General features: G+C 36.2%; 26 protein-coding genes and 1 pseudogene. 20 read left to right on the top strand and 7 right to left on the bottom strand.

Annotated elements, in window-relative coordinates; genetic code table 11:
* Positions 1-104: 104 nt before the first annotated feature.
* A pseudogene (locus BM121_RS22480) lies at positions 105-254 on the bottom strand (AAA family ATPase); the annotation flags it as partial.
* Between the two features lie 132 nt (positions 255-386).
* Here BM121_RS22480 and BM121_RS15280 point away from each other — a divergent pair.
* Positions 387-632: a hypothetical protein gene (locus BM121_RS15280; RefSeq protein WP_139220277.1), complete on the top strand. Its 246-nt coding sequence runs from the start codon at positions 387-389 to the stop codon at positions 630-632.
* A 42-nt stretch (positions 633-674) separates the two neighbouring features.
* On the opposite strand, the gene chbG is transcribed toward BM121_RS15280, so the two are convergent.
* Positions 675-1,373, bottom strand: coding sequence for a chitin disaccharide deacetylase (chbG, locus tag BM121_RS15275; protein WP_091484519.1), 699 nt, complete (start codon positions 1,371-1,373; stop codon positions 675-677).
* Positions 1,374-1,388: 15 nt separating this feature from the next.
* The gene (locus tag BM121_RS15270) at positions 1,389-2,123 is read right to left on the bottom strand and encodes a GntR family transcriptional regulator (protein WP_091484518.1); all 735 of its coding nucleotides are present in this window, start codon (positions 2,121-2,123) and stop codon (positions 1,389-1,391) included.
* Between the two features lie 208 nt (positions 2,124-2,331).
* Here BM121_RS15270 and BM121_RS15265 point away from each other — a divergent pair, with 208 nt between their 5' ends.
* From BM121_RS15265 to BM121_RS15250, 4 genes are read left to right on the top strand one after another with little or no spacing between them, the layout of a single operon-like run.
* Positions 2,332-3,660, top strand: coding sequence for a 6-phospho-beta-glucosidase (locus BM121_RS15265; protein WP_091484517.1), 1,329 nt, complete (start codon positions 2,332-2,334; stop codon positions 3,658-3,660).
* A complete protein-coding gene (locus BM121_RS15260) occupies positions 3,653-4,942 on the top strand; it encodes a PTS sugar transporter subunit IIC (RefSeq protein ID WP_175495456.1) in 1,290 nt (429 codons plus the stop codon). The genes BM121_RS15265 and BM121_RS15260 overlap by 8 nt, the downstream gene beginning before the upstream one ends.
* A gap of 2 nt (positions 4,943-4,944) precedes the next feature.
* The gene (locus BM121_RS15255) at positions 4,945-5,280 is read left to right on the top strand and encodes a PTS lactose/cellobiose transporter subunit IIA (protein ID WP_091484516.1); all 336 of its coding nucleotides are present in this window, start codon (positions 4,945-4,947) and stop codon (positions 5,278-5,280) included.
* A gap of 1 nt (position 5,281) precedes the next feature.
* Positions 5,282-5,590 (top strand): PTS sugar transporter subunit IIB, encoded by a 309-nt coding sequence (locus BM121_RS15250; protein ID WP_091484515.1) that lies wholly within the window; start codon positions 5,282-5,284, stop codon positions 5,588-5,590.
* 1,165 nt (positions 5,591-6,755) lie between these two features.
* Here BM121_RS15250 and BM121_RS15245 read toward each other — a convergent pair.
* The gene (locus BM121_RS15245; RefSeq protein WP_091484514.1) at positions 6,756-7,082 is read right to left on the bottom strand and encodes a winged helix-turn-helix transcriptional regulator; all 327 of its coding nucleotides are present in this window, start codon (positions 7,080-7,082) and stop codon (positions 6,756-6,758) included.
* Between the two features lie 201 nt (positions 7,083-7,283).
* On the opposite strand from BM121_RS15245, the gene BM121_RS15240 reads away from it, so the two are divergent.
* Both BM121_RS15240 and BM121_RS15235 read left to right on the top strand, forming a co-directional pair.
* Positions 7,284-8,027 (top strand): SDR family NAD(P)-dependent oxidoreductase, encoded by a 744-nt coding sequence (locus tag BM121_RS15240; RefSeq protein WP_091484513.1) that lies wholly within the window; start codon positions 7,284-7,286, stop codon positions 8,025-8,027.
* Positions 8,027-8,347 (top strand): DMT family transporter, encoded by a 321-nt coding sequence (locus BM121_RS15235; protein ID WP_091484512.1) that lies wholly within the window; start codon positions 8,027-8,029, stop codon positions 8,345-8,347. The genes BM121_RS15240 and BM121_RS15235 overlap by 1 nt, the downstream gene beginning before the upstream one ends.
* 46 nt (positions 8,348-8,393) lie before the next feature.
* On the opposite strand, the gene BM121_RS15230 is transcribed toward BM121_RS15235, so the two are convergent.
* Positions 8,394-8,771, bottom strand: a complete 378-nt coding sequence (locus BM121_RS15230) for a winged helix-turn-helix transcriptional regulator (RefSeq protein ID WP_091484511.1) — start codon at positions 8,769-8,771, stop codon at positions 8,394-8,396.
* 120 nt (positions 8,772-8,891) lie between these two features.
* Here BM121_RS15230 and wrbA point away from each other — a divergent pair, with 120 nt between their 5' ends.
* The 7 genes from wrbA (at position 8,892) to groL (ending at position 16,237) form a co-directional block, all read left to right on the top strand.
* Complete coding sequence (gene wrbA, locus BM121_RS15225; protein WP_091484510.1) at positions 8,892-9,503, top strand: NAD(P)H:quinone oxidoreductase; 612 nt, start codon at positions 8,892-8,894, stop codon at positions 9,501-9,503.
* 290 nt (positions 9,504-9,793) lie between these two features.
* Positions 9,794-10,522: an arylamine N-acetyltransferase gene (locus tag BM121_RS15215; RefSeq protein WP_342714488.1), complete on the top strand. Its 729-nt coding sequence runs from the start codon at positions 9,794-9,796 to the stop codon at positions 10,520-10,522.
* A 1,015-nt stretch (positions 10,523-11,537) separates the two neighbouring features.
* A complete protein-coding gene (locus tag BM121_RS15205) occupies positions 11,538-12,467 on the top strand; it encodes a M20/M25/M40 family metallo-hydrolase (protein ID WP_175495455.1) in 930 nt (309 codons plus the stop codon).
* Positions 12,468-12,479: 12 nt separating this feature from the next.
* A complete protein-coding gene (locus BM121_RS15200) occupies positions 12,480-12,779 on the top strand; it encodes an MFS transporter (protein ID WP_091484506.1) in 300 nt (99 codons plus the stop codon).
* Between the two features lie 62 nt (positions 12,780-12,841).
* Entirely contained in the window at positions 12,842-13,411 is a 570-nt protein-coding gene (locus BM121_RS15195; RefSeq protein WP_091484505.1) for a flavodoxin family protein, read from the top strand.
* 835 nt (positions 13,412-14,246) lie between these two features.
* Positions 14,247-14,531, top strand: a complete 285-nt coding sequence (groES, locus tag BM121_RS15190) for a co-chaperone GroES (protein ID WP_091484504.1) — start codon at positions 14,247-14,249, stop codon at positions 14,529-14,531.
* Positions 14,532-14,596: 65 nt separating this feature from the next.
* Positions 14,597-16,237, top strand: coding sequence for a chaperonin GroEL (gene groL / locus BM121_RS15185; RefSeq protein WP_091484503.1), 1,641 nt, complete (start codon positions 14,597-14,599; stop codon positions 16,235-16,237).
* 589 nt (positions 16,238-16,826) lie between these two features.
* Here the strand turns inward: groL and BM121_RS15180 are convergent.
* Complete coding sequence (locus BM121_RS15180) at positions 16,827-17,696, bottom strand: AraC family transcriptional regulator (RefSeq protein WP_091484502.1); 870 nt, start codon at positions 17,694-17,696, stop codon at positions 16,827-16,829.
* Between the two features lie 550 nt (positions 17,697-18,246).
* Between BM121_RS15180 and BM121_RS15175 the strand changes: the two genes are divergently transcribed.
* From BM121_RS15175 to BM121_RS15155, 6 genes are all read left to right on the top strand, one after another.
* The gene (locus tag BM121_RS15175) at positions 18,247-19,386 is read left to right on the top strand and encodes a DUF2264 domain-containing protein (protein WP_091484501.1); all 1,140 of its coding nucleotides are present in this window, start codon (positions 18,247-18,249) and stop codon (positions 19,384-19,386) included.
* Positions 19,387-19,489: 103 nt separating this feature from the next.
* Entirely contained in the window at positions 19,490-20,470 is a 981-nt protein-coding gene (locus BM121_RS15170; RefSeq protein ID WP_091484500.1) for a carbohydrate ABC transporter permease, read from the top strand.
* A gap of 24 nt (positions 20,471-20,494) precedes the next feature.
* A complete protein-coding gene (locus BM121_RS15165) occupies positions 20,495-21,349 on the top strand; it encodes a carbohydrate ABC transporter permease (RefSeq protein WP_091484499.1) in 855 nt (284 codons plus the stop codon).
* 67 nt (positions 21,350-21,416) lie between these two features.
* Positions 21,417-22,811 carry an extracellular solute-binding protein gene (locus BM121_RS15160; protein WP_091484498.1) on the top strand — a complete coding sequence of 465 codons (1,395 nt, stop codon included), beginning with the start codon at positions 21,417-21,419 and terminating at the stop codon, positions 22,809-22,811.
* A gap of 116 nt (positions 22,812-22,927) precedes the next feature.
* Positions 22,928-23,095, top strand: a complete 168-nt coding sequence (locus tag BM121_RS22155) for a hypothetical protein (protein ID WP_175495453.1) — start codon at positions 22,928-22,930, stop codon at positions 23,093-23,095.
* A gap of 56 nt (positions 23,096-23,151) precedes the next feature.
* Positions 23,152-24,147, top strand: a complete 996-nt coding sequence (locus BM121_RS15155; protein ID WP_091484497.1) for a hydroxyacid dehydrogenase — start codon at positions 23,152-23,154, stop codon at positions 24,145-24,147.
* A gap of 229 nt (positions 24,148-24,376) precedes the next feature.
* Here the strand turns inward: BM121_RS15155 and BM121_RS15150 are convergent, their stop codons facing one another.
* On the bottom strand, positions 24,377-25,876 hold the full coding sequence (locus tag BM121_RS15150; RefSeq protein WP_245780815.1) for a right-handed parallel beta-helix repeat-containing protein: 1,500 nt from the start codon (positions 25,874-25,876) through the stop codon (positions 24,377-24,379).
* Positions 25,877-26,088: the final 212 nt, after the last annotated feature.

The following is a 26,088-nucleotide window of genomic DNA, read 5'->3' as shown; positions in this document are numbered from 1 at the left end:
ATAGGATCAGCTGTCACTTTTTTGGGTCTATTTCAATCGGTATTTTGAACAATAAGCACCTAATAAAAAACCATCTTTAAAATCAGTGATGGCTTTCCTACAGTTTATTTAATACCTATAATCAAACTGTCTCGTGCAGCCTCCACCACTTCCGTTGTTATCGTTCCGAGTTTGTTTATTTCAAGTATGAGATCAATTTGCATAAAAAGTCTTTGAATGAGCCTAAAATTTCCATTGGTAATCTTAATAATGCTGTATGAATGGCGGTTGGATCTTGAAAGGGGTCATCTACTTTCGGGGGATCAATTATTGCTTCTTTATTTCTGATCCATTTTGTGGAAGATCAAATCAAGTGGATTCATGTTGACATTGTGAATGTGCAAATTATGTTCAGACCTCATAACGACGGATGGTTAATGTTAAATAGTTTCGATGTAGAAAAGATGAGTTTAGAGGAAATTTATCGATTTCCAAATCAGCCAGTACAGGTAACAGGAAATTATTATTGGAATATCTTAAATCTATTTTCAGAGGTAAAAAAAACGATGCATTCTAGCATTCAACAGGATCATACCAGAGTAGAAAGTATGTCAATTGATACTAGTTTATATCTTTGTATTACTAAAATTTAAAAAAGACGCAGAAGTCTATTACTAAAGGCTTCTACGTCTTTTTTAAAGTATTTTTACCCAACTTGGCGGATCCAGTTGGCATAGTATTTTAATTTCCTCTTCTCTTGTTGCAGTATAGGAACTTACATTCACTAAATCTAAGTCCGCAAAGCCGGGATGAGTCATTACTTCAATAGATTGTTGATTTTTATGTTTTAGTTGCTTAAAGATATCATTGTATATCCCTTCAGAATAAAAACCTAACCAAAGGGAGTTCGTAAGTAAAATTTCAGGTTGATCTTTTAATGAATCTGTATATCGTACCGGAACTTTGTATTCAGTCGCCAGCTGGATGACAACCTCTTTTAAAGGTTCCCATCCATGAATATGATGATGACTATCAATATGGTGAAGTGCTAGACCAGTTTGTAAGAACCCTTCTATTTGCGCTTTCCATTCTTTTTTTACGTCATTTAAATCTGGTAGATTAAAGTTTCGAAACTGATTGGTAAATTTAAAATAACCTTGAGCGTCTATAAGACTCGATACATTTGGATGTAATGGTTTTCCCCATGTTAGGGTAAGGTGTATTCCAACTTTAAGTGTAGGTGTTCTTTTGGCTAATGCCACTGCATACCTAGTAGCTTTTCCGTTCATCATTAATGTTGTAGAAGAAACTACACCTTTTTTATGTGCCTTTACAATACCTTCTGATACCCCTTCTGTTAATCCAAAATCATCTGCATTAAATAAAATTTCCATTTTCACTTTACCTCCTTACTGTTCGTCTTTTTCTGGATAATATCTTTCGATAACGAAATTAGTTTTATCCCCTCGGAAATAAGATTGGGAATATTCAATTTTGTCCCCATCATTATTATCGGCGATTGTTTCGATATAGAAGCAAGGCAGCCCAATTTCAGAATCTAAATAATAAGAAGTACTTTCATCTGATAAAGCAATTTCAATATGCTCCGTAGTTTTAGCAACTGATACATTAAAATCATTTTTTAGTGCTTTATATAAAGAGGTTTCAGCCTGTTCTTTACTAATTCCGGGTGCAACATTCCAAGGAATATAAGATATTTCATATTGAGTCGGAGAATTATTTGCTTTTCTAACTCGCTCGATTTTTTGAATAGGGTCATTTAATGGAACATTTAATGCAGCTTGAAGAGATGTAGTTGCAGGGATAACGGAAAGGTTTATCAAAATAATCTCCGCTATTTTACCTTGTACTTCAATTTGGTCGATGTAGCGTTTCACTGTTTGTGAGAGTGTTTGATGTACTTTCTTTTCTGCAACAAACGTACCTCTTCCTTGAACTCTTTCAAGATAACCTTCTAATGTTAATTGGTTTAATGCTGCTCTTACGGTCGTTCTACTTACGTCAAATTCTTTGCACAGTTCCAACTCAGTGGGGATTTTTTCACCTTTTTGAAAAGTATCGTTTTTAATTCTTGATAATAATTCGTTTTTTATATGAGCATGTAATGACTGTTTTTTATCCATTGTAGTCTCCTTCATTCATTAAAGTTTGACGTAATAAGTTTACTAAAAAAAAATTTGTATTACAAGTCTATATATGTAATTACTAATCACCTTTTTAATTTTAAATGTGTTTACAATTAAATATTTGTATGATACGTTTTAAAAAGGAACAAATCAGTAATACAAATTAAGACCCTAGATTATCAAGAAACGAGAGAGGAGCAGTAGTATGTCAGTAAAATTAGTTGTTATAGGTGGGGGTTCAAGCTATACACCTGAAATAATTGAAGGCGTTATTCGACGTTTTGATAGTTTACCTATTACAGAAATTTCATTAGTAGATATTGAAGAAGGTAAAGATAAATTAATAGTCATAGCAAATTTAGCAAAAAGAATGATTGAAAAATCTGGTAAAACTATACAATTGTCTTGGACACTTGATCGTAGGCAAGCATTAAAGAATGCAGATTTTGTTTCTACTCAAATTCGTGTTGGTGGTCTAAATGCAAGAGAAAAAGATGAAAGAATTCCATTAAAACATGGTTTTATTGGGCAAGAAACAAATGGTGCTGGTGGAATTATGAAGGCATTTCGAACCATTCCTATACTATTAGAATTAGCTGAAGATGTCCACGAAATTTGTCCTAATGCATGGATAATTAATTTTACAAACCCTGCTGGTATTGTAACTGAGGCATTACTAAAACATTCAGCTCACAAAAAAGTGATTGGAGTATGTAATATTCCTTTTAACATGATTCATTCGACAGCTGAAATACTCAATGCTGACCCAAGCCAAGTAAAAATAGAGTTTGTGGGTATGAACCATTTTGTGTTTGGACAAAGAGTGTTTGTAGATGGAATTAATCGTACAGATGAAGTGTTAACAAGTTTAGCCAGAGAAAATTTAGATTATTCTCCTGCAAATATAGTTAGTTTAGGGTGGTCTAAAGGATTTATTAATAGTATGAAACTACTTCCAAATCCTTATCATCAATATTATTATCAAACAACAGATATACTTTCAAAGGATAAAGAAGCTTTAAAAGAACATGGTACGAGAGCAGAAATAGTGAAAAATTTAGAGAAATCATTATTTACTATATATAGTAATAAGGATTTAAACGTTAAACCCAAGGAATTAGAGGAAAGAGGTGGAGCTTTTTATAGTGATGTAGCGTGTAGCTTAATCGATTCCATTTATAATAATAAGGAGGATATCCAAACAGTTAATACTTTTAACGATGGAGCAATTGCCGAATTACCTAATGATTCTGTAATTGAAGCCAATTGTCTTATTACAAAAAATGGTCCGAAGCCAATTGCGATTGGTTCGTTACCTGCACAAGTAAAAGGTGATATATTACAAATGAAATCTTTTGAAGAATTAGTTATATTGGCAAGTATTAGTGGAGATTATAATCAAGCTTATCAAGCGTTTATTGCAAATCCGCTTATAAAGGATGAAAGAAAAGTAAAATCCCTGTTAGACGAATTGCTATGTGCGCATAAGGAATGCTTACCACAATTTAATAAGGGAGGAAAGGGAAATGAATAATAAGCTAATGCAAAAATTTATTGAGTTTGCTGGAAAAATTGGTTCACAAAGACATTTAGTTGCAATTAGAGATGGCTTTGTTGCTATTATGCCATTAGTGATTATTGGTTCACTAGCGATTTTGATAAATAACTTCCCTCCATTTGGGAAATTCAATTTTGTTGAATGGATGAGTGCGATTTTTGGTGATGGTAATTGGCAACAAGTAGGGGGGAGTATCTGGAATGGAACTTTTGCAGTTTTAGGTTTATTGGCATCGTTTACAATTTCCTATAATTTGGCGAAAAGTTATAATGTGGATAGATTAGCTGCATCGCTTATATCCTCTGCGTCCTATATTATGTTAGTACCTGTCACAGATGACTTCGGTTTAAATATGAATTGGCTAGGCACACAAGGTCTTTTTGTCGGTATTATCATTGCTTTATTAACCACTGAATTATTTAGGGTTTTTGTAAATACCCCAAAACTTATTATAAAAATGCCGGAAGGTGTACCCTCTGGTGTAACTAAGTCTTTTAGAGCCTTAATTCCAACTATGATTATCTTAATTATTGTCGGGTTATTTCAGGCATCTTTAGCAGTATTAGCTGATACAAGTATTTTTGAAGTAATTTTTACAGCAATACAAAAACCAATACAAGGTTTAAGTAATTCATTACCAGCAGCATTGGTAGTAGCTTTGTTAAATCATATCTTATGGTTTTTTGGATTACATGGTACCAATATAATTGGTTCTATTATTGAGCCTATTTATATTCCGCTAGTAGAAGAAAATCTAAGCTTGTTCCAATCAGGTATTTCGGCTTATGATGTGCCGAATATTGTAACAAAACCATTTTTAGACTCTTTCGTATTTATGGGAGGTTCAGGAACAACAATAGCATTATTGATTGCTATTTTCATTGTTATCCGAAAACAGAAAAATCACCCTTATCGAGAAGTTGCGAAAGTTTCTACTCCAGGCAGTTTATTTAATATTAATGAGCCGGTAATTTTTGGTTTGCCAATCGTGTTGAATCCAATTATGTTAATACCTTTTGTTTTAGTTCCAGTAACTTTAACGATCATTACCTATGTAGCGTTATATATTGGTCTTGTACCTAGAACAGTCGCGTTATTGCCATGGACAACACCGCCTATTTTAAGTGGATATCTTGTAACTGGTGGAAGTTGGCGTGGAATTGCATTACAATTATTCAATTTAGCAGTAGCAATTGTAATTTATATACCTTTTGTATTAGCAGGAGTTAAAGCATCAAAGCAACGAATGGAGGAATAAATATGTCACAAGTAAATGAAGAATTACAAATGCTTTCTTTTTCGATAATTTTACATGCGGGGAATGCTAGATCCTTTGCTATGGAAGCTATTAAATTAGCAAAAATAAACAATATGGAAGAAGCAAAAGAAAAAATTGAAGCAGCTGATCATGAATTCGTGAAAGCTCATCACGAACAGACTCAACTTTTGCAAGATGAAGCTAGTGGTAAGCAAACACAAGTTCCGATAATTTTAGTCCATGCTCAAGATCATTTAATGACAGCTATGACTGTTAAAGAATTAGGAATTGAGATGGTAGAAATGTATGAAAAAATGAATAAATTGGAGGGAAAGTAAAATGAAAATTATATTAGTGTGTTCTGCGGGAATGTCAACATCTATGTTAGTAGATAAAATGAAAAAAGCTTCTGAAAAAAAAGTTATTGATGCAGAAATTAATGCTGTAGCAGAATCAGAACTACAGAATCATCTGGATGATGTAGATGTGGTATTAATTGGTCCTCAAGTTCGTTATTTGGAGAAAGGAATTAGAGAAAAGGTTGAACCTTTAGGAATTAAATGTGATATAATTGACCAATTAGCATATGGTATGATGAAAGGGGATCAAGTTCTAGATCAAGCTATTAAATTAGCTAAATACAAGTAGGCACAAATTAATAGAGTAGTGGTTTAAATTTGAGGAGTAAAATGTAAATCCAATAACCTTTGTCAGCAAAGCTCTCTACACTTATGAGTAGAGGGCTTTTTATTTTGCGCATTGTGTAAATCAAAGATAGTACGATCACTATTAGTAGTTTTGACTTACACTGCAACTATGCTACTAGCCTATTCAGGTGTAAGATGTGGTGAGTTACTTGTGTTCACCTGGGGCGACATTGATTTAAAAGATAAAACAATAAAAGTTGTAATATCAGCATGTTATTTAGTCCTATCTAATAGTCTGTTTAATTCCTCAGTGGTTAGATGATTTTCTTCAGCAAATTTTATCTTTTCAGAACTAGGATTTGTTAGTGTAATTTTATTGAATCTATTTCTAATTAAGATCTCTTCATCTACTGCAGCACTAATAGCGATCTTAAATATATTGTGGTATTTTAAATTCACAAGAAACTCACGTCCCATATGATACTGGTGAGCACAATATGGAGGACATATACCATAGAAATTAAAAGGGTTCAGAAAATTATTCTAACAAAATGAGATAGTATGATTAAAAAGGATTTTTGAGAGGGAATCAATCGATATTTAAGTGAATTCATAACTCGGAGTTGGGTATAGACTGTGTAAATGAGAAACGTACGGCTCTTACTGTACAGTTTATTCTTTATTATAATGAAGAAAATAGGGTGCGTTTTTATTGGTGAATGCTAAAAGGATCAGATTGCTTTGAGGTCTTGTATTTAATATATATAATCAGCTAATGCAATTACAGTCATCTGGAAAAAGGTAACGTTAATGGGCCGCCATTTTCTATTTGTTGTACAATGGCGATTGTCTTATTCTGCGAGTCGATGCTTCTAAGGCCAATACGCATTGCCAAAAGCACCATGGCATATCATCATTAGTCATATAATTGAATTAGATGCCTCTTCGTTTAATAATAGAGCAATAAAGTCTTATATAGAAACTGAGGTTCACCAGGATGGGATAATTCGGGTGAATCTCAAAAGCGTTAAATGCAGAATTCGTGGGAAGGTGATTTATGGCGTCAAAATAGACCAGTATTAAAGCGTGGTACCTTGGAAAAGATTGAAGTGAGACGAGTAAGTCTCTAACTTATCTCTTAATCACATATGATATAACAATTAGTCCTATTTTAAAAATTCATCATGCGAAAATCCCCACCTACACATGTTATTCAATACTATTTCCAGCGTTTTACCATGTTCGGATAACGAGTATTCCACTCGTGGCGGCACTTCCTGATAAACAACTCGCTCGATTAATTGAGATCGCTCAAGCTCTCGAAGTTGCTGGGTCAAAACTCCATGTGTTATTTGTGGCATATCTCGTTTTAACTCCCCAAAACGTTTGGTCCCCTCTTCTAGTAATATAAATAAAATGAGAGGTTTCCACTTTCCGCCTATAGATTGGAGAGTTGTCATTATTCCATACGTTGTACCCATTGATTTATCCATCTTTGTACCCCTCCATCACATTTCTTAGAGTTAATAACTAAATCATACCATAAAAAAATAAATAGAAAAAAATATTTGTTGGCGCTATTAGTATGATTTTTCATACTAAGTATTAATAAAATGCGTACTTTTCAAATAATATTTGTCTGCGCATAATGATAGTGAAACAAATATTATTTGAAAAGAGGAGGAATCAACAATATGAAATTAAAGTTAGAGAATAAAGTCGCGTTGGTTACAGGAGGTAGTCGAGGTATTGGAGCCGGTATTGCAAAAAAGCTAGCCCGAGAAGGAGCTAACGTCGTGATTACCTATACAAATAGTAAAGAAAAAGCCCAAGCTGTTATAAAAGACATCAATAAATTTGGACAGCGAGGTTTAGCAATCCAGGCAAACAGTGCAAATACAGATGAAGTGATTAACGCAGTCGACCAAACTGCTTCTAATTTTGGTAAATTAGACATTTTAGTTAATAATGCGGGCATTTTTCCGTTTGGAGATCCGGAAGATTTTACACTTGAAGAAATTGACCGCACACTAGCAATCCATGTTCGCGCAGTTTACATTGCATCCCAGACTGCTATTAAGCATATGGAAGCAGGAGGACGAATTATTTCAATTGGATCGTGTTTCGCAAACCGTGTCCCTTTTCCTGGTGTAAGCCTCTATGCTATGAGTAAGTCTGCATTGATAGGCTTTACAAAAGGATTGGCTAGAGATGTTGGGCAACGTGGTATCACTGTTAATGTAGTTGACCCTGGTTCTACAGATACTGATATGAATCCGACAGATGGGCCAGATGCCGAGGAAGAAAAAGAATGGTTAGCTGTGGGTCATTACGGAAATGTTGATGACATTGCGGGGGTGGTTACATTTATTGCTGGAGAGGATGGGAGATTTATAACGGGAACATCAGTCGCTGTTGATGGTGGTTTCGAAGCCTAATGTTAGGGTGGATTTTTTTAATAATTGCTGCACTCCTAGAACCCGTATGGTCCATTGCGTTAAAATATTCGTACGGATTTAAATATATTTGGCCTAGTGTAATTAGTATATTCGCAGCTGGAGCCAGTTTCTACTTGCTATCCCTTGCACTCAAGAGCTTGCCGGTTGGGACAGCTTATGCCGTATGGGTAGGGATCGGAGCTATTGGTGTCATTATTGCAGGTGTGATGCTATTTGAAGAAAATATTTCACCAACTCGTATCGTCTTTCTTATATTGATTCTAATTGGAGTGGTAGGACTACAAATCATCGAAGGGTAATATTCCATACATGCCGGGAAGTATGATATCATACTTCCCCTTTTTTCTAATCAGAATTTGTTACTGACTTTTCATCAACAGTTAGATCCTTCTCTTTGTTTTCCATATGTTTAATGTGAGATGCTCCCCATTCATACATTATTTCAATTAAAGGCTGCAAACTTCTTCCATAATCAGTCATTAAATATTCTACTTTTGGTGGAACTTGTGCATACACGATCCTTTTAATGATATCCTGTTGCTCTAATTCGCGCAATTGATTGGTCAACATTTTTTGAGTGACAGTGGGAATCAACCTCTTCAGCTCATTAAAACGTTTTGTTCCCCCATATAACAAATGAAATAAAATGACTGGCTTCCACTTTCCCGCCAAAATTCCCATTGTTTTTTCCGTTTCCTTACACATCTCTGTATTTTCTGACATACAACATTCCTCCCAATAGTATCCATATTAATACTATACCACTTTAAAGTGCGTACTTATATAAATATATTATACTTGTATAATATAAATTGTAATAAAATGATTAGGAGGAGATCAAAGATGTCAAAAATTAACCTTGCTATTATTTACTATAGTTCGACAGGAACCAACTATAGGTTAGCTACGCTTGCTGAAGAGGCTGCGAAAGAAACAAATGCCGAAGTGCGCGTCGTCCGAGTAGAGGAATCGGCACCAAAATCGGCGATTGAATCAAACCCTGAATGGAAAAGCCATTACGAGGAAACAAAATCAATCCCAGTTGCAACAACAGACGATCTTGTTTGGGCTGAGGCCATTATCTTCAGTGTCCCCACTCGATTTGGTAACATAGCTTCACAAATGCAACAGTTTTTAGATACCACTGGCGGTCTTTGGTTTGAGGGTAAATTAATCAATAAAGTTGTTTCGGCGATGTCTTCTTCCGACAGCCCTCACGGTGGGCAAGAAGCGACTATACTGTCACTGTACACGACCATGTATCATTGGGGGGCGATTGTGGTTGCGCCTGGATATTCCGATGATGTCATTTTCGAAGCTGGAGGTAATCCATATGGAACGAGTGTTACAACGGAGCATGGAATATCAGAAAAGGTAGCAGGTGCCACCAAACACCAAGTGAAACGGGTCGTTACCGTAGCAAATTGGATGAAAAACGGAAGGGATAAAGAGTGAGTCTCTTTGGGTTTCCCTTCTTGAAGGAACTACAAATTTAAAATAGTAATTATTGGTCTAATGAACAAATTAAAAAACAGACTAGTAATGAATATAGGAGATTTTGCAGAGCACTTTAATTAAGTGAGTTCGAAAGGAGTTTAAAACATGAACACAAACCCTGGGTGGGTACGTGATTACTTGAAGTACATCCAAGTTCCGGTGAAAAGTCCATCGTACGAATATCTGACAGAAATTTGTACTGCTCATCTAAACAAAATACCCTTTGAAAACATTAGTACCTTGCTCCAATACAGAGATTATCTAAAAATGGATGGTATATTCCTAAAGAAGAAGAGTTTATACATCAATTATTTACCAATCATATGGGTGGAACTTGTTATGCCATAAACAGCAACCTTTGTTCACTTCTGAAGCATCTTGGATTCCATTGCCGCTTTGTGCAATTGGGTACTATTCATTTGGCAATTTTAGTTCAGATACCAAATACAAAAGAATATGTTTATGTTGATTGTGGTACTGCCGCTCCTTTATTTAAACCATTACGGTTTGAAACAGATCCGGATAACTCAGTATCCTTTGGAGGAATAGAAGTATTCATTCAGCCAGAAGATGAATCAGGTAATTTTACTTTTCACCGGTATATCGATGGAAAATTAATCAAGCAAACTCTCTGGTCATTTACTACTAAAAAAACGTATCATTTCAAGGATTTTATCACGCCTATTCAAGAGTATTTTCAGCCCGGAACATTATTTATGTCAACTTTGCGCTGTCAAATGTGGCAACAAGAAAAAAAACGAAGCCTCTCTTTAGTTAATCATACACTGAATATACGAGACATAAACGGAAAAGTAGAGAAGCATCAACTTTCCAGTATAAACGATATTCGGAATGTAATAAATGAAGAATTTCAACTACCTTATTTACCTGTTGAAAGAGCAATTATCGTTTTACAAGAGCTCGGTGTTGATATCTTTCAAGATTTAAAAAAAGATCATAGCGTCAACTTAGGCTAGCAAAGTCTTATGGTGCCATGAAACCTTATCGCAGGGGTCACTTTTAAAAACCCTGCATGAATGGGAAACCAACCATACGAAGCATAAGATAAGAAAAGCCGAAAATTAGTGGTACGCTGCTTTTCATTTTACAAAAAACCCTCTCTTGAAATAAAGAGAGGGTTTAAATGGTTATAATGCTATCTTTATTTTACCGATCCACTCACTAGCCTCTCTATTAAATGCTTTTGTAGAAAGATGAAAATAATAATAACTGTAAAACAGAAATGGTGGCAAAAGACATTAAATTGTTCCACTCAATACCATATCTATCAACGGCATTAAAGATACCTGCCGTCAGTGGCAACAGCTCTTAATCTCGGTTAAAGGTAATACTGAAAATCAAATCTCCCCAAGCAAAGAAAAATGAAATGGCGCCGTAAACCACTGTACTTGGCAATGAAATAGGAACAATGACCCTGATGTGACTGCACCTATCAATCTTAGTATCCTACTCCAAACGGTATGAACATGATGGAAGGTCGTTTCCACTCATCAATCGCTCCTGGGTACGCAGATCACTCTCGTGGAAAAGGCACAACGGCACTCAAGCCTTACCATACTCTTTTTCATCAAAAAAGCAAAGGTTTAGACAGAATATATTTATGCGACACTAGTGGATCCAAATGATATCAAAAAATGGACAAAACATACATTAGATACTCTTACTCATTTGAACAGACCCATGCTCTACCTTCTGTGCTTGTTGCTTCTTCCTTCTTCCTTGGAATTCTCTTTCTGTTCCTTGGAAAAGTGCTTCTGTTCCTTAGAAATATTCATTTTTCCAAGGAAGAATGAATATTTCCAAGGAACAATAAACACGAACATCCAACTTGATGTTCGTGTTTTGTCCTAATTCGAGTACTTCTGTCCCAGCCTCTATTATCATACAGAAATATGATCGTATTTGTATTCGGAGAATCAAAAAACATTTTGACTCAGTGAAATAAATGTATTTAATAGTGGGGTAAGTTTTTTGTCTTTATGCCATGAAAGAAAGTGGGAAATCTCATGTTCTTTCAATTGTGATAATGGTAGAATTCTTGGTGTAAACAACGCTGTAGATCATGCGGGAAACATTGTCTTTGAAAAAGGGAGTGGTGATCATACCCTGTTGTTAGGGCATGTAGATACAGTTCTGCATTTATGGAAGGTGAAAAGTGATGAGACAACAATCTCGGGAAGAGGGGTTGTCGATGCGAAAGGGTGTTTTGTGAATTTTGTACAGATGCTGAAGGACGTACAGGTACCAGCTAACTGCAAATTAAAAGTAAATGGCGCTGTTGAAGAAGAGGTATCCTCCTCGGCTGGTGCCTATTATGTGAGGGATCATCACCCGGCAGACGCTGTCATTGTTGGTGAACCGAGTGGGGAAAATAATCTGACGCTCGGCTATCATGGATTGCTCAAGCTAGGCATTACGATAAACAAGAGTCAAAAACACAGTGCTTCAAGAGATAATGTGAGCGTTGCTGATCAGTTTTTCCTGATTAAGAAAGAGTTAGAAAGCAGGATGAAGGATATAGATCCTGATCATGTGGCCACTACCACAAGGATTAACCAATATAAAGAAGAGGACAGGGATGTTTTAGAAGCAATTTTGAATTTCAGAATATCTCCAGGTGTAAGGGAAGACTATGTCAGTCAATTGGACTTACTTGTTTCGGAAGAGATTACGGTTGATGTCTTAAGGGCAACACCAGGGTTTATGAACAAAAGAAACTGCTCATTAGTAAAATCATTCGCAAAGAGTTTTGCCAACCAAAAGGTAAAGTGTAAATATTTAAAGAAGACAGGAACAAGCGATATGAATACACTTGCTACAACCTGGAAAGATGTACCGATTATAGCGTATGGACCAGGAGATTCTAACCTTGATCATAACAATGAAGAGTTTCAATCCTAAAATAAAGCTATTATGATCATTTTTAGCTTATCGGTCGTGACATTAATGGGTTTATCTATTAACGTATTCGTTATTTTCATATTTTTGGGCAGCTTCTTAATTGGTTATTCTAATTCATCTATACGAATTATTATGAATACAATGCTTATGGAGATTGTTCCAAAACCTTTAATGGGCAGAGCGATGTCGGTGTGGATGGGTATTGCTTTATTACTACAAACGGTCTTTGCTGGTGGACTTGGCTTACTGATTGATGTTTTTTCACCAAATATAGGTTTCATCTGTATGGGAGGATTAATGCTTTTCGGTTAGTATTACATGTTAGTATATCAAGAAGTAAAAAGAAAGAAAAATATAGCTATGAGGTGGTTTAAATGAAGCTTGGTGTCATCTATGGAAGTATGAGAGAGAACGGAAACACGGCACGTTTAACAGAAGAAGTCATTAAACATTTACCAGGTGTCACGGAAGTGGATCTAAAAAACTATGATTTCAAAGATATTATCGATCAAAGGCATGACAAAGGTGGATTTGACCGAGTCGATGATGAGTATGATCGTATTATTGATCAAATCATAGATTGTGACGTTTTAATTTTTTCGACACCGATTTATTGGTATGGGATGACTAGTGTGATGAAACGGTTCATTGATCGCTGGTCGCAAACGGTAAGAGATGATAAGTATCCGGATTTCAAGGAAAAAATGGGTCAAAAACAGGCTTATATTATCGCGGTTGGAGGAGATAATCCTCGCGAGAAAGGTATCGCACTCGTAAAGCAGTTTACTTATATTTGCCAATTTATCGGATTGCAATATAAAGGATATGTATTGGGGCAAGCAGCGAAGCCGGATGATATCTTGCAAGATGAGGAAGCGTTGGAGGATGCTCGCAAGCTGGGAGAGTTGTTGCAAAAAAGGGCTGAAATGGGCAACTATTTATAAGTAGAATAAAAAACACAAACGGTTTAGCGTTTGTGTTTTTCCTATACATTTTAATTGGGATAGCTTCCATTAATACTAAACTCGAAGATAATGAAACAAACATTAGACTTCTCCATTTGCCCTAATAAGCATTTAGGAGAGATCCGATCGAGCAATTCGACTGATTTACAACAAATGCGTTAATAAGCTAAATTATCTAAAACCAAGCTATTGGGATGCTCGTGATGCGTGAGGTTCTGCCTTTCGAATCGCATGGTACCGCTTGAAGGAATACCAGCATAATGATAGCTAAAATAGGAGGGGGTGTTATGTTTGAATAATTTATCTTTCTACACCATGACTCAATGAAATGAAACGTATTGCTTTTTATCAGGTGTATAAAAGTGTGCAATGACTAAAAGCTTTAACGAATTGACTAACCTCTTACATTATTCTGTGAGAGTTTTTTTATATCTGCCCACTCTATAGTTATTAGCTCCAAATTAGCCTCACTTAGCCTCAAATACATTCATTTCATTGCATTATTTTGCATTGCTGACATATTTGTATAAGTGACCTAAATACTGTTATATCAGCAGTTCAATAAAAATTTTACTTTTTGATACAAAATAAAAGTAGTGCGTATTTTAACATAAACTTAGAATAAAATTGAAATACTTCGTCTACACATAGAAGTATGTGAGTATTTGTTATAAATTTTTTTGTAAAACGCTACTAAAATACTTGCAAAAAAATATAGATTTCATTATTATAATAATTGTGTTAGCACTCCTCATGAACGAGTGCTAATAATCAACAAAATAATGAATGAGAAATCCAAGGAGGTAACAAAGAGATGCTTAAACCATTAGGTGATCGTGTCATTATTGAGCTTGTAGAACAAGAAGAAAAAACGGCGAGTGGAATTGTTCTTCCAGATTCTGCGAAGGAAAAACCACAAGAAGGTAAGGTTGTAGCTGTTGGTTCTGGTCGTGTAACAGACAATGGTGAGAAAGTGGCACTTGAAGTTGAAGAAGGTAACACTATTATTTTCTCTAAATTTGCTGGTACAGAAGTAAAGTATGAAGGTAAAGAATACTTAATTCTTCGTGAAAATGATATTTTAGCAGTCGTTGGCTAAGGATGACGAAGAGCATTAATGATAAATAGCATATATTTTTCCAAATTTTAAGGAGGTTTTTTTGAATGGCTAAAGAATTAAAATTTAGTGAAGAAGCACGTCGCGCAATGCTTCGCGGGGTAGATACACTTGCAAATGCAGTGAAAGTAACATTAGGGCCAAAAGGTCGTAACGTTGTATTAGATAAAAAATATGGTTCACCACTAATCACTAATGATGGTGTAACCATTGCAAAAGAAATCGAATTAGAAGATAAATTCGAAAACATGGGTGCACAGCTTGTATCTGAAGTAGCTTCTCAAACAAATGATGTAGCTGGTGATGGTACAACAACTGCTACAGTATTAGCACAAGCAATGATCCAAGAAGGCTTAAAAAACGTTGCATCTGGTGCAAACCCAGTAGGTGTACGCCGAGGAATTGAAAATGCTGTTGAGATTGCGACTGCAGAACTTCGTAAAGTATCTAAGCCTATTGAAAGTAGAGAATCTATTGCACAAGTTGCGTCCATCTCTTCTGGTGATGACGAGGTAGGGCAATTAATCGCAGAAGCAATGGAACGTGTTGGTAATGATGGTGTTATCACGATCGAAGAATCTAAAGGATTCAACACGGAATTAGAAGTTGTGGAAGGTATGCAATTTGACCGTGGTTATGCTTCTCCATACATGGTTACTGACCAAGACAAAATGGAAGCAGTGCTTGAAGATCCATACATTTTAGTAACTGATAAGAAAATTAACAATATCCAAGAAGTATTACCAGTGCTTGAGCAAGTTGTTCAACAAGGTAAACCACTACTATTAATTGCTGAAGATGTCGAAGGTGAAGCACTTGCTACATTAGTATTAAACAAACTTCGTGGTACATTTAATGCAGTAACAGTAAAAGCTCCAGGATTTGGTGATCGTCGTAAAGCAATGCTTGAAGATATTGCTGTATTAACTGGTGCGGAAGTAGTTACAGAAGATCTTGGTTTAGAACTGAAAAATACGACTATTGAGCAATTAGGTCGCGCTTCTAAAATAGTGGTAACAAAAGATAACACTACAATGGTTGAAGGTTCTGGTGACCCTGAACAAATCTCTTCTCGTGTTGCACAAATCCGTGCACAAGTAGAAGAAACTACTTCTGAATTTGATAAAGAAAAATTACAAGAACGCCTTGCGAAACTTGCTGGTGGTGTAGCAGTAGTTAAAGTAGGTGCTGCAACAGAAACAGAACTAAAAGAACGTAAGCTACGTATTGAGGATGCATTGAACTCAACTCGTGCAGCGGTTCAAGAAGGTATCGTTTCTGGTGGTGGAACTGCACTACTTAACGTTTACAAACAAGTGGCTGATCTTAACCTAGAAGGTGACGAAGCAACTGGTGTTAATATCGTCCTTCGCGCGTTAGAAGAGCCAGTACGTCAAATCGCAGCTAATGCTGGACTTGAAGGTTCTATCATTGTAGAACGTCTGAAAGGTGAAAAAGTAGGTGTAGGTTTCAACGCAGCAACTGGCGATTGGGTAGACATGATCGAAGCAGGTATTGTAGACCCAACAAAAGTTACTCGTTCTGCACTTCAAAACGCAGGTTCTGTAGCGGCAATGTTCCTAACAACTGAAGCTGTTGTAGCTGACCTACCAGATGAAGATGGCGGTGCCGGTGGCGGCATGCCAGACATGGGTGGAATGGGCGGCGGAATGCCGGGTATGATGTAAGGATTTAATCCTTCATCTTGAGAACTAGTTTAAGCTATTTTTTACCCATTCTGTGAACCAGTCATGTAAATGATTTTTTTCTAAAGTAAAGACTACTTCCTAAAATTTAAGGAGGTAGTCTTTTTGTTTTGTTAACATTCCTTTGGAGATTTCTTGAATACAGATGTTTCAAGAACACAACCAAGACAAACATAAGAAATTATCAGACGATGCTTATTATATTGAAAATGAAGTAGTAGATGTAGAGAATATTAATTTACCTTCACATTAGACAGTATTTTGGAGTTTGCCAAGGTAAATGGAATCAAGCGGGAACCTTAACACAAAAGTTATGAGTATTTTAAAACTACATGTTGGAGTGTGTAGTAATTAGTAAAATCCAGCACGTAAAGTAAAAAAGACAAAAAGAAGATGTGTGAAGATTGGTATTTTAACTGATGAACAAATCAGACAAGAGTAATTCGCTCATAGCAAATCGATAGTAAAAAGCTCAACTATCCAGAGATTTTTTTGTCTCTGTATTAATAAAATTTTATTTTGAACTATGGCTATTGCGGCGTAGTTTTAATTATTAAAAAATACTCTAGTTTTATTTATGAACCGTCTGATGGGAGAGCCTAAATTGGTGAGGAGTAGTTCCTATCATTTTTTTAAATAATTGTATAAAATATGATACACTGCCAAAGCCTATGCTCTCACCAATTAATTCTATAGGTTTATGGGTAACCTGTAGTAACTGACAAGCTTCCTTGATCCTTCGAATATTAATATATTCTGTTAAGCTACTTCCTGTTTCGCGTTTGAATATTCTTGAGGCATATGACTTTGATAGATGCAGATCATGCGATAATAGTTCCAAGTCAAATGGCTCCATGTAATGCTCTTCTATCCATTGCATAATTCTTTCCGAATAGTGAAGGGAACGGAACTTTTTATTAGAGGAAGTTTCTAGATCACTATCGTGAATGTTTGAACGAATACAAGAGAGCAATTGCATAAGAAAAAGCTGGCTATCCTCTTCCCAATTGTTTGTTTGCAACGATTTATTAAAAATATCACATACCTCGTACATGTAATTAAAGGAATTTTTTAAATCAAATGCTTGAGGTTCATTTACACCATTTTGTAATTGTTTTAATAGGGCACTTAGATCAGGGAATAAGTGCAAATTTTTCCCGAGAGTTAGTGGATCAAAGTGCATGACACTTCTCTCATAAGGAGTGTCGGGGGACACTTCAACATATACCTTATGTAATTGAAAAGGTTGAAAAAAGAACATCATACCTTTTTTAATTTCATAAGAATGCTGGTTTACAATTACATTTCCTCGTCCGCGATATACAAATAATAATTCACAACCTTGATGCCAGTGATAAAAACCTTGAAAATTCTTTTCGTTAACCCTGCGATAAACCCATGTAAACGGCTTAAGATTAATTTGTTGAAATAAATTATTCATTTATAGCCCCTCCATTATACTATTCCATATTGTAAAAATTTGTAATAAACTTAATGTAATAGTTTTTAAATGTAAAAAAATAGCTTAACAGGCTCACACCAATACTTGATAGGAAGTGATAAGTATAACCTATGTGTTCAACATATCAAACTTCAGGAAAAAATATATTTGCCTTAATGGGGGGTTCATGTAGGCAAATATATTGCAAAATTTCTGTATGATAAGCATGTCAACCAGCTGCAACTTGTTGACATGTTGATATTGAAACTCTTCACAGTTTAAAAGCTCATCATTGATTACCAAGTGACTATGGTATCTGCTACCAAAGATAATTTCACTTTCATCTACCAGGGAAATCTAGGACAATAGAACAACATTTTTAGTTATTATACAACAACTTTTAGAATATTACGTAAGTTATAATTTATTTACAGAATGATTTAAGAAGGCAGTTTGGTTAGTGAGTCTGGTGAAAATTAAGTTAATCAGATTATAGCTATTATTGACCTTCATGTAGACTATATCAAATTTAGTAAAGGGAGGTGAACAGATGTTAGTTACTAATGATCGAGAATATTGGTTAAAAGCCATGTTGACGATGGCAAACCCTGTTCTGGAATCACTTGCAGCTGGCCAATTAAAACAGAATATACCTCGTGAAGTTAAGGATAGGGAAAACTACAGCTGTTTAGAAGCTTTTGCACGATTAGTATCAGGAATGGCACCATGGATTGAAACAGGTCCAGCTTACGGAGAGGAAATGAAACTTCGGGAAAAATACAGTAATCTCATCAGAGTGGGAATCGCAAATGCCACCGATCCGGAATCCCCTGACTATATGAATTTCTCAGAAGGCGGACAACCTATTGTAGATACGGCATTTTTAGCACATGCTATTGTTCGTGCACCTAATGAACTTGCTGAAAAATTAGACCCAGAAGTTAAAAGTAATCTGGTAAAAGCACTAAAGATTACTCGTACACGTAAACCTCATTTTAGTAACTGGCTTTTATTTTCAGCTATGATTGAAACCGCTTTATATATTTTGGATGAAGACTGGGACCCGATGCGAATTGATTATGCTTTAAAACAGCACGAACAGTGGTATCTGGGCGATGGGATGTATGGAGATGGACCTGAATTTCATATGGACTATTATAATAGCTTCGTTATTCAGCCAATGTTGATAGATATTTTAAAAAATATCGGCCACTTGTCATCAGATTGGGATGGCATGCAGGAAAAAGTGGAAATGCGTGCCAGAAGATATGCAGTAATCCAGGAAAGAAGCATTTCACCGGAAGGTACATTTCCTATAACAGGAAGATCTATTGCCTATCGGCTAGGAGTATTTCAGCATTTAGCCCAGATGGCTCTTCAGCATAAACTTGCTGAGACACTTAAACCAGCCCAGGTACGATGCGCCCTTACGGCGGTCATGAAAAAAATGTTAGAAATGCCTGGAACTTACGATGATAGTGGCTGGCTTCAAATTGGTTTATGTGGTCATCAGCCAGAATTGGGAGAAAGTTATATCTCAACAGGCAGCTTGTATTTATGTGCAACCGTATTTCTTCCGCTAGGATTGTCGGAAACTAACTTATTCTGGAAGGGAGAAGAACAATGGACTTCCAAAAAAGCATGGTCAGGCTGTGAAATTCCGATTGATCAGGCTTATCAAGGCTTGTAGGGAAGGGTTTCCACATGGGACTGAAGGATGCAATGGAATTATTCCATTTATTTCTGGTTAAAAATTAAAGCGTTTTCATGTAAAACTAAGAAAGGAGAATATGATGAACGAAAACCAAGCTAAAGTACAACCAAACCAAGAACCGGAACGTCGGCCTATTTCACCGCTCAACCGACAAGAAAATGAGCAGTCAAAGCGGGTCGTTAAAAAAGACAAAAAGAAGGCCTTTGGGTCAGGAATCATTTGGTATATTTTCCTGATTCCAGCATTCCTTGGAATTCTGCTTTTTATGGTTTATCCGATTTTTGAATCTCTGAGACTAAGTTTTTATCAATCTAATGGAACGATGGAGACTTTTATCGGGCTTGATAACTTTAAAACGATTTTGACTTCTGGACCATTCTGGAATTCAGTATGGAATACTTTCTATATTGGTATATTTCAGATATTGATTACCATTCCTTTAGGTTTTATCTTTGCCTCATTAATTAACTCCACACCTAGGGGACAGAATTTTTTTAAAGTTATTTATTTCTTGCCGAATGTAACCTCAATTGTTGCAGCTGCTATGATCTTTGCTTTTGTCCTGCATCCTGAAATGGGAATTGTTAATTATATATTAGAGACAATTGGTCTGCCAACTCCTGGTTGGCTCTCGAATCCGTCTACATCAAAGTGGGCAGTTATCTTACTGTCAGTCTGGCATTGGATTGGTTTTGTTATTATTATTTGTCTGGCAAACTTACAAGCAATTTCTCCGGAAATGTATGAAGCTGCCCGGATTGATGGAGCTGGAAGAGTTCAGCAATGGTTGTTTATTACGATTCCTAATATGACTGCTACTTTTGCTTTTTTACTTATCACCGGATGGATAGGCGCCTTACAGCGCTTTAATGAAGTCTATGTATTGGGTGGGCCAAGTGGGAGCCCTGCCCGTTCCATCCAGACAATGGGAGCTTTTATTTACGAAAGGGGTTTCACAGGGTTCGAGTTTGGAATGGCATCTGCTGCAACGTATGTCATGTTTATTATTATTCTCATTTTCACATTCCTTAATATAAAAATCTCTAACATGAAACTGTAATGAGAAAGAAAGGAAGAAATTAAAATGAACAGTAATTTCTCGGAAAATCAAATTCAAAGATTAACAAATATACTAAAGTTTTTTGTATTGTTAGTCTGCGGTGTCATTTTAATGGCTCCGTTCATCTGGATGGTTAGTGTGGGATTTGACAGGACAGCAAATATAACCATGCCTTTTCCACCAAGACTGATACCTGAAGAGCTTTCAGGCTTTAACTATGGAATTGTTGTTGAAAACGGGCGTTTGATCCAGTCGTATCTTAACTCAGGAATTGTAACGATTAGTTCTGTTTTAATCGGAGTGACTTCCTCTTTACTAGCTGGATATGCTTTTTCTAAAGGCAAGTTTAAAGGAAAAAAACTGTTATTCATTATTGTTCTTTGTACATTGATGATACCTATGGAACCACGTTTAATTCCTTTATATACCTTATTTAACAGTGTGAATCTATTGAACTCATTCTGGCCGCTAATCCTTCCTCCTATCATTAATGGGATGCTTATTTTTCTATGTAAGCAATTTTTTGATCAGCTTCCGAATACCCTTCGTGAAGCAGCCCAGATTGATGGGGCGGGAGAGTTTCGAATCTTTTTCAAGGTTTATCTACCTTTAGCAGGACCGATTGCAGCAACCATGGTTATTCTTGCTTTTATTTGGAGCTGGAACGACTTTATGTGGCCGCTAGTAGTACTTAATAACCAGGATTTGCAAACTGTACCATTATATTTAGCCAGTTTCTCTCTGGAAAATGGGACAAGCCTCGGTGGTCTGACTATGGCCCTTGCTACAGTTAGTATTTTGCCAATAGTAATATTGTATCTTTTTCTACAGCGATACATTATTCAAAGCATAGCCCTTAGCGGGGTAAAGGGGGAATAAAATCATTGATTCTATCTTTAAGAAGCTATATTACTGGAATTTACTATTAAAAACAGGGGGTAAAAGCATGTTTAGCACAAAATCTTTTTTAGGAATTGTTCTCTTTTTATTAATGACAGTAACGCTTATAGGTTGCAACAATGAATCCTCTTCAGAAAATACCGGAGTAGATGAAAGTTCTGAAGTTCCAGAAACAGAAGTGGACAACTCTCAGGATTGGAATGGTCAAACAGTTAAAGTTCAGTTGATAGGTGACTTTTCTATGGAAGATTCAACAGATCCAATAACAGGAGAAACAACTCCTGGGTTAAAAGACGTAAAAGAAGAGTTTGAAAGACAACATCCAGGTGCCACTGTCGAATTTATCCTTATGCCGTGGGAAGGTTATACAGAAAAAACACAGGCAATGTTAACCTCTTCTGAAGCAGATGTTTACCAAATGCCTGGTATCGCTGACTTTGCAGCTCAAGGATTATTAGAACCGTTACAACCGTACATGGATAAAGACGAAGAATTTAGTACAGATATTTTTATCGATCAGCAAGTTGATGGTTGGAAAGCATTAGGACCTGAAAGTAGTGATTTGGAGATTTTTGGTCTACCGTTCTTCGGCGATGCTCGTTTTATTACTTATGATAAAAAGTTATTTGATGATTGGGGAGTAGAATATCTTTCTGAACACCCAACAATGGAAGAAATTGGTGATAAGGCCGCAAAGATGACTGGAACAAACCCTGTTACGGGTGAACAAAACTATGGTATTTGGTTCCGTGGCGACTGGTCTTCCGCATTTACACTAGTTAACGCGGCTGAAGGTCTAGGAGGAAAATGGGGAACAGGTTTCGCATGGGATGAAGTTGAGTTTGAATTTAATTCACCTGAAATGGTTAAAAGTCTAAACTGGCTGCTTGAAATGCAAGAATTAGCACCAGAAGGTATTGTAAGTAACCAAGGCCAGGAAAAATGGATGACAAAAGATAACAATATTGCCATTATGTTAAACACAGGTCCTGGAGAGTTAGTTGAGCAAGTACAAGCGCAAGGGTTAGAGGATCGTATTGCAATTGCTCAGGAATTTAAGAATGAAGATGGCGCAGGTGGTTTGTTTGCTGGTAGCCCGATAACGATGGCTAAGGATAGCGAAAACAAGGACTTGGCTTGGGAATGGCTTAAATATGCAACTAGTGAATATGCCCAGCAATATTTTTATACAACCGGTGCATTTCCATCTGTAAAATCAGCACTTGAATGGGAAAGCGTCAAAGAACACGAAGACTTATTAGGACCAGTTTTTGAAGCGATGAGTACACCGTATAATTCACCTAGATATCATTGGGCAGCCGCGCAACCGCGATTTATCTTGACTTCAGAGATTGAGGCTGCATTGACGGATCAACGAAATGCTCAGGAAGCATTGGATAAGGCTCAAAAAGAAAGTACAGAATGGCTAGAGAATAGATAAATTGCTTTTATTTAGTAAGCAGGAGAAGGAGGATATTTTATCCTCCTTCTTATCAATTTTTAATGATGCACTAGTTGTTAATATAAGAAATTCAGCATTTCAAGGGATAATTTTAATTGGAGTGGGTATTAGTTGAAAAAGGAGTTGTGGATTGGACGCAAGTCTTCTTTGATGTAAAAGCTGTAGGCTATGATGGAATAGAAGATTTTAAACGTTCAAAGGGTACAAAAGAATCTATTAAGCACAACATCGATACTGTTAAACATTTAAAAGGTGTCAAATAGAAAGAAAGGCCAAGAAACCTCCCCTTGTCCCAGTCTAATAAGAAAGAGTGATAACGATGGTAAAAGGATTGTATATTATGAATCAAGCTCCATTTGAATTAGTATATCCAGAAAAATTGAGGAAAGAAATTGCGGAGTTATCTGACATTTATCGACCACCAATGACGAATCAGCAAATCCAACAGGATCTTTCAGTCCTAGATGAGGTAGAAGTAATCTTTTCCGGTTGGGGAGGACCAAAGCTTGATCAATCACTGCTTGATGAGGCACCAAATCTAAAAGCATTTTTTTATGCTGCTGGATCAGTAAAGAGTATTGCAACAGATGCGGCTTGGGATCGTGGAATATTAATAACTAATGCTGTTAAGGCTAATGCTGTTCCTGTTGCAGAATTCACGCTATCACAGATTTTATTCTGCTTAAAGAAAGGTTGGACATTTACCAGAAGTATTAGAAATACAAAGCAGTTTCCCGGAAAACCTTTTGATATACCAGGTACTTTTGGAAGCACAGTTGGAATAGTTTCGTTTAGTACTGTAGGTAAAATTGTTTGTGAGTTACTTAAGCCATTTGATATTAAAGTAATAGGATACGATCCATATATAAAGGATAGGGAAGCTGAAAAGTTAGGTGTGGAGCTATGTAGCTTGGATGAAGTCTTCAAAAAATCGGATGTGGTTTCTTTGCATACGCCTCTATTAGATGAAACTATAGGCATGATTGGAAAAGAGCATTTTTCTCAAATGCTTCCAAACTCTAGTTTTATTAACACTTCTAGAGGAGCTATAGTAAGAGAATCAGAAATGATCGAGGTTTTGCAGGATAGATCAGATATAACCGCTGTCTTAGATGTAACTTTTCCTGAACCACCAAATCAAGACTCCCCTCTTTATTATTTAGAAAACATGGTATTAACACCACATTTAGCAGGAAGTGAGGGTAAGGAATGTGAACGAATGGGCTACTATATGCTAGAAGAGTTTAAGCGGTACCTAATTGGAGTACCATTACAATGGCAGGTTAAGAAAGAATATTTTAATATCTTAGCTTAAGGTACTTATACTTTTCAGTCCAAAGATATATTCCTCATGTATTAGAAGATATGGAGTATGATAAAGGAGTTCTGAAGAATTAATTAAAATTACTGTATAGATATGAGTATGAAAACGCCATCGAACTTCACAGCAACTTCATGGTGTAATGGCACTCACCAGAAAAATGAACTGTATTGAAAAAAGAAGCACCCACTATGGTTATATGGGGTGCTTCTCTGCTAATTCTTTATTTGGTTTGAAATGCTTCCGCTTCTAGAACAAGAACACGTGCTATTCCCTTATCTATATGCTCGTTCGATTGATCCTTTACCTGATCAATAAAAGCAGATAGATTATGATTTTTTAGTTTCTTTTGAAGGCTGTTCGCGATTCCGTGATTATCTATCATTCCGTATTGGTTGAGTACTGTCACTAGGCTTTGTAAGGCTGAAACAGGATCTTTTTGGTAAGTAAGGTAGCCTAAATCGTGCTCGTAAAGAGGACTGGTAGGTACAGGTTGCATAAATGTCACATCAGGTAAGCTACCGTCTGATTTTCTAGGTGCAGTTAATTGGGTCATATCCAGACTATTAAAATCTTCAGATGTGATTTCAAGACCACCATCTATGGTCCAAGAATTATTCGTTTCATTTTCTGGCGGAGTATTATTGTTTGATGTTAGTGCACCCTCAAAAGCTATGTTATTGTGTAAAACTTCTCGGTAACCAGGGATGTCTTCTTTACTAGTTGGACTAACACGCTCTAGCATATTGAAGTTAGCACCGTATCCAGGACTATAAGCAGTGTTATTCATCCAGTAAGCTGATTGCCCTGGTTGATGATTAGCATAAAAGTTATTACCACCGTTATTAGCTGCTAAATTATATTGAACGGTGTGAACTGGCATAGGATCTGGTATTCCCGTTGTTCTATAACTATAGCCACCGACTTTAAAACCATTTCTGTCACCATTGCCATCTTGATTACCCCTGTGATTAAAAGACCAGTTTTTATGGTGAATCACTGCTCCTTCTACACTGATGCTGTCAAAACCATCATCACTATTATTCCATGCCCGGTTGTTAATGAATACTACTTCCTCTCCATGGGCACCAAAGCCATCTATATTTCCAGCTGAGCTGTCAGTTGGTCCAATGTTGTTATAAGCATCGGAATTATAAACAATGCCTGACGCAGGGCCACCAGCAAAATAAAAACCATTTGCTTCATTATCATGAACAATCATATTCCAAAAGTTTGCTTGACCGTGTAATCTAAAAGCTTCGGATTGTTTTTGATTACCAACTTTAATACCTGTCACATTAAATCCTTCGAAATTAATATCGGTTACATCGCTTCCTACATAAAAAGCAGCTACTCGTTGATCAGTTGGCACATTACTAAAATCAAAAACTGGCCTTTCGTCTTCAGGATAAGCCTTATAAGTAATCCCACTCTTATAAATATCATGCACAAAATGATAGGCACTCTCGTGTGGATTATCGGTTTCTGGTATTTCAAAATCATCATAAACTCCTCCACGAATATATACAGTATCCCCGGATGCAGCTGCTGATTGTGCTTTCATTATGCTTTTAAAAGGCTCACTTTCCGTTCCTGGATTGCTATCACTACCAGTTGGAGAAATGTAATAGCTTGTATTACCTTCATTTGCATAAACTGTGCTTGTCATAAACAATACGGCAAACATAAATCCAATCACAAACAAACTTCCTATTTTTTTCACAATATATTTCCCCTTTCTTCAATAAATTGATACTAGCTGACCTGGTCTTCTGTTAAAAACGATTCATAGATTTCTGTCTTCCTAAGTAAGGGGAATAGGCAACAACAGGTTACGGATAAAATCACCTCCTTTAAAGCATAGCTGGAAATCAGTTTTTCTTTCTTATTCTCACATCTATGCAGTTCTTTTCCTATCACATTGGTTGGGTCCAT

The organism is Gracilibacillus orientalis (genome assembly GCF_900114645.1).
In the GTDB taxonomy this organism is placed as follows: domain Bacteria; phylum Bacillota; class Bacilli; order Bacillales; family Amphibacillaceae; genus Gracilibacillus; species Gracilibacillus orientalis.
Note: the sequence above shows the minus strand (reverse complement) of the source record. Positions and strands in the feature narration are given on the sequence as shown.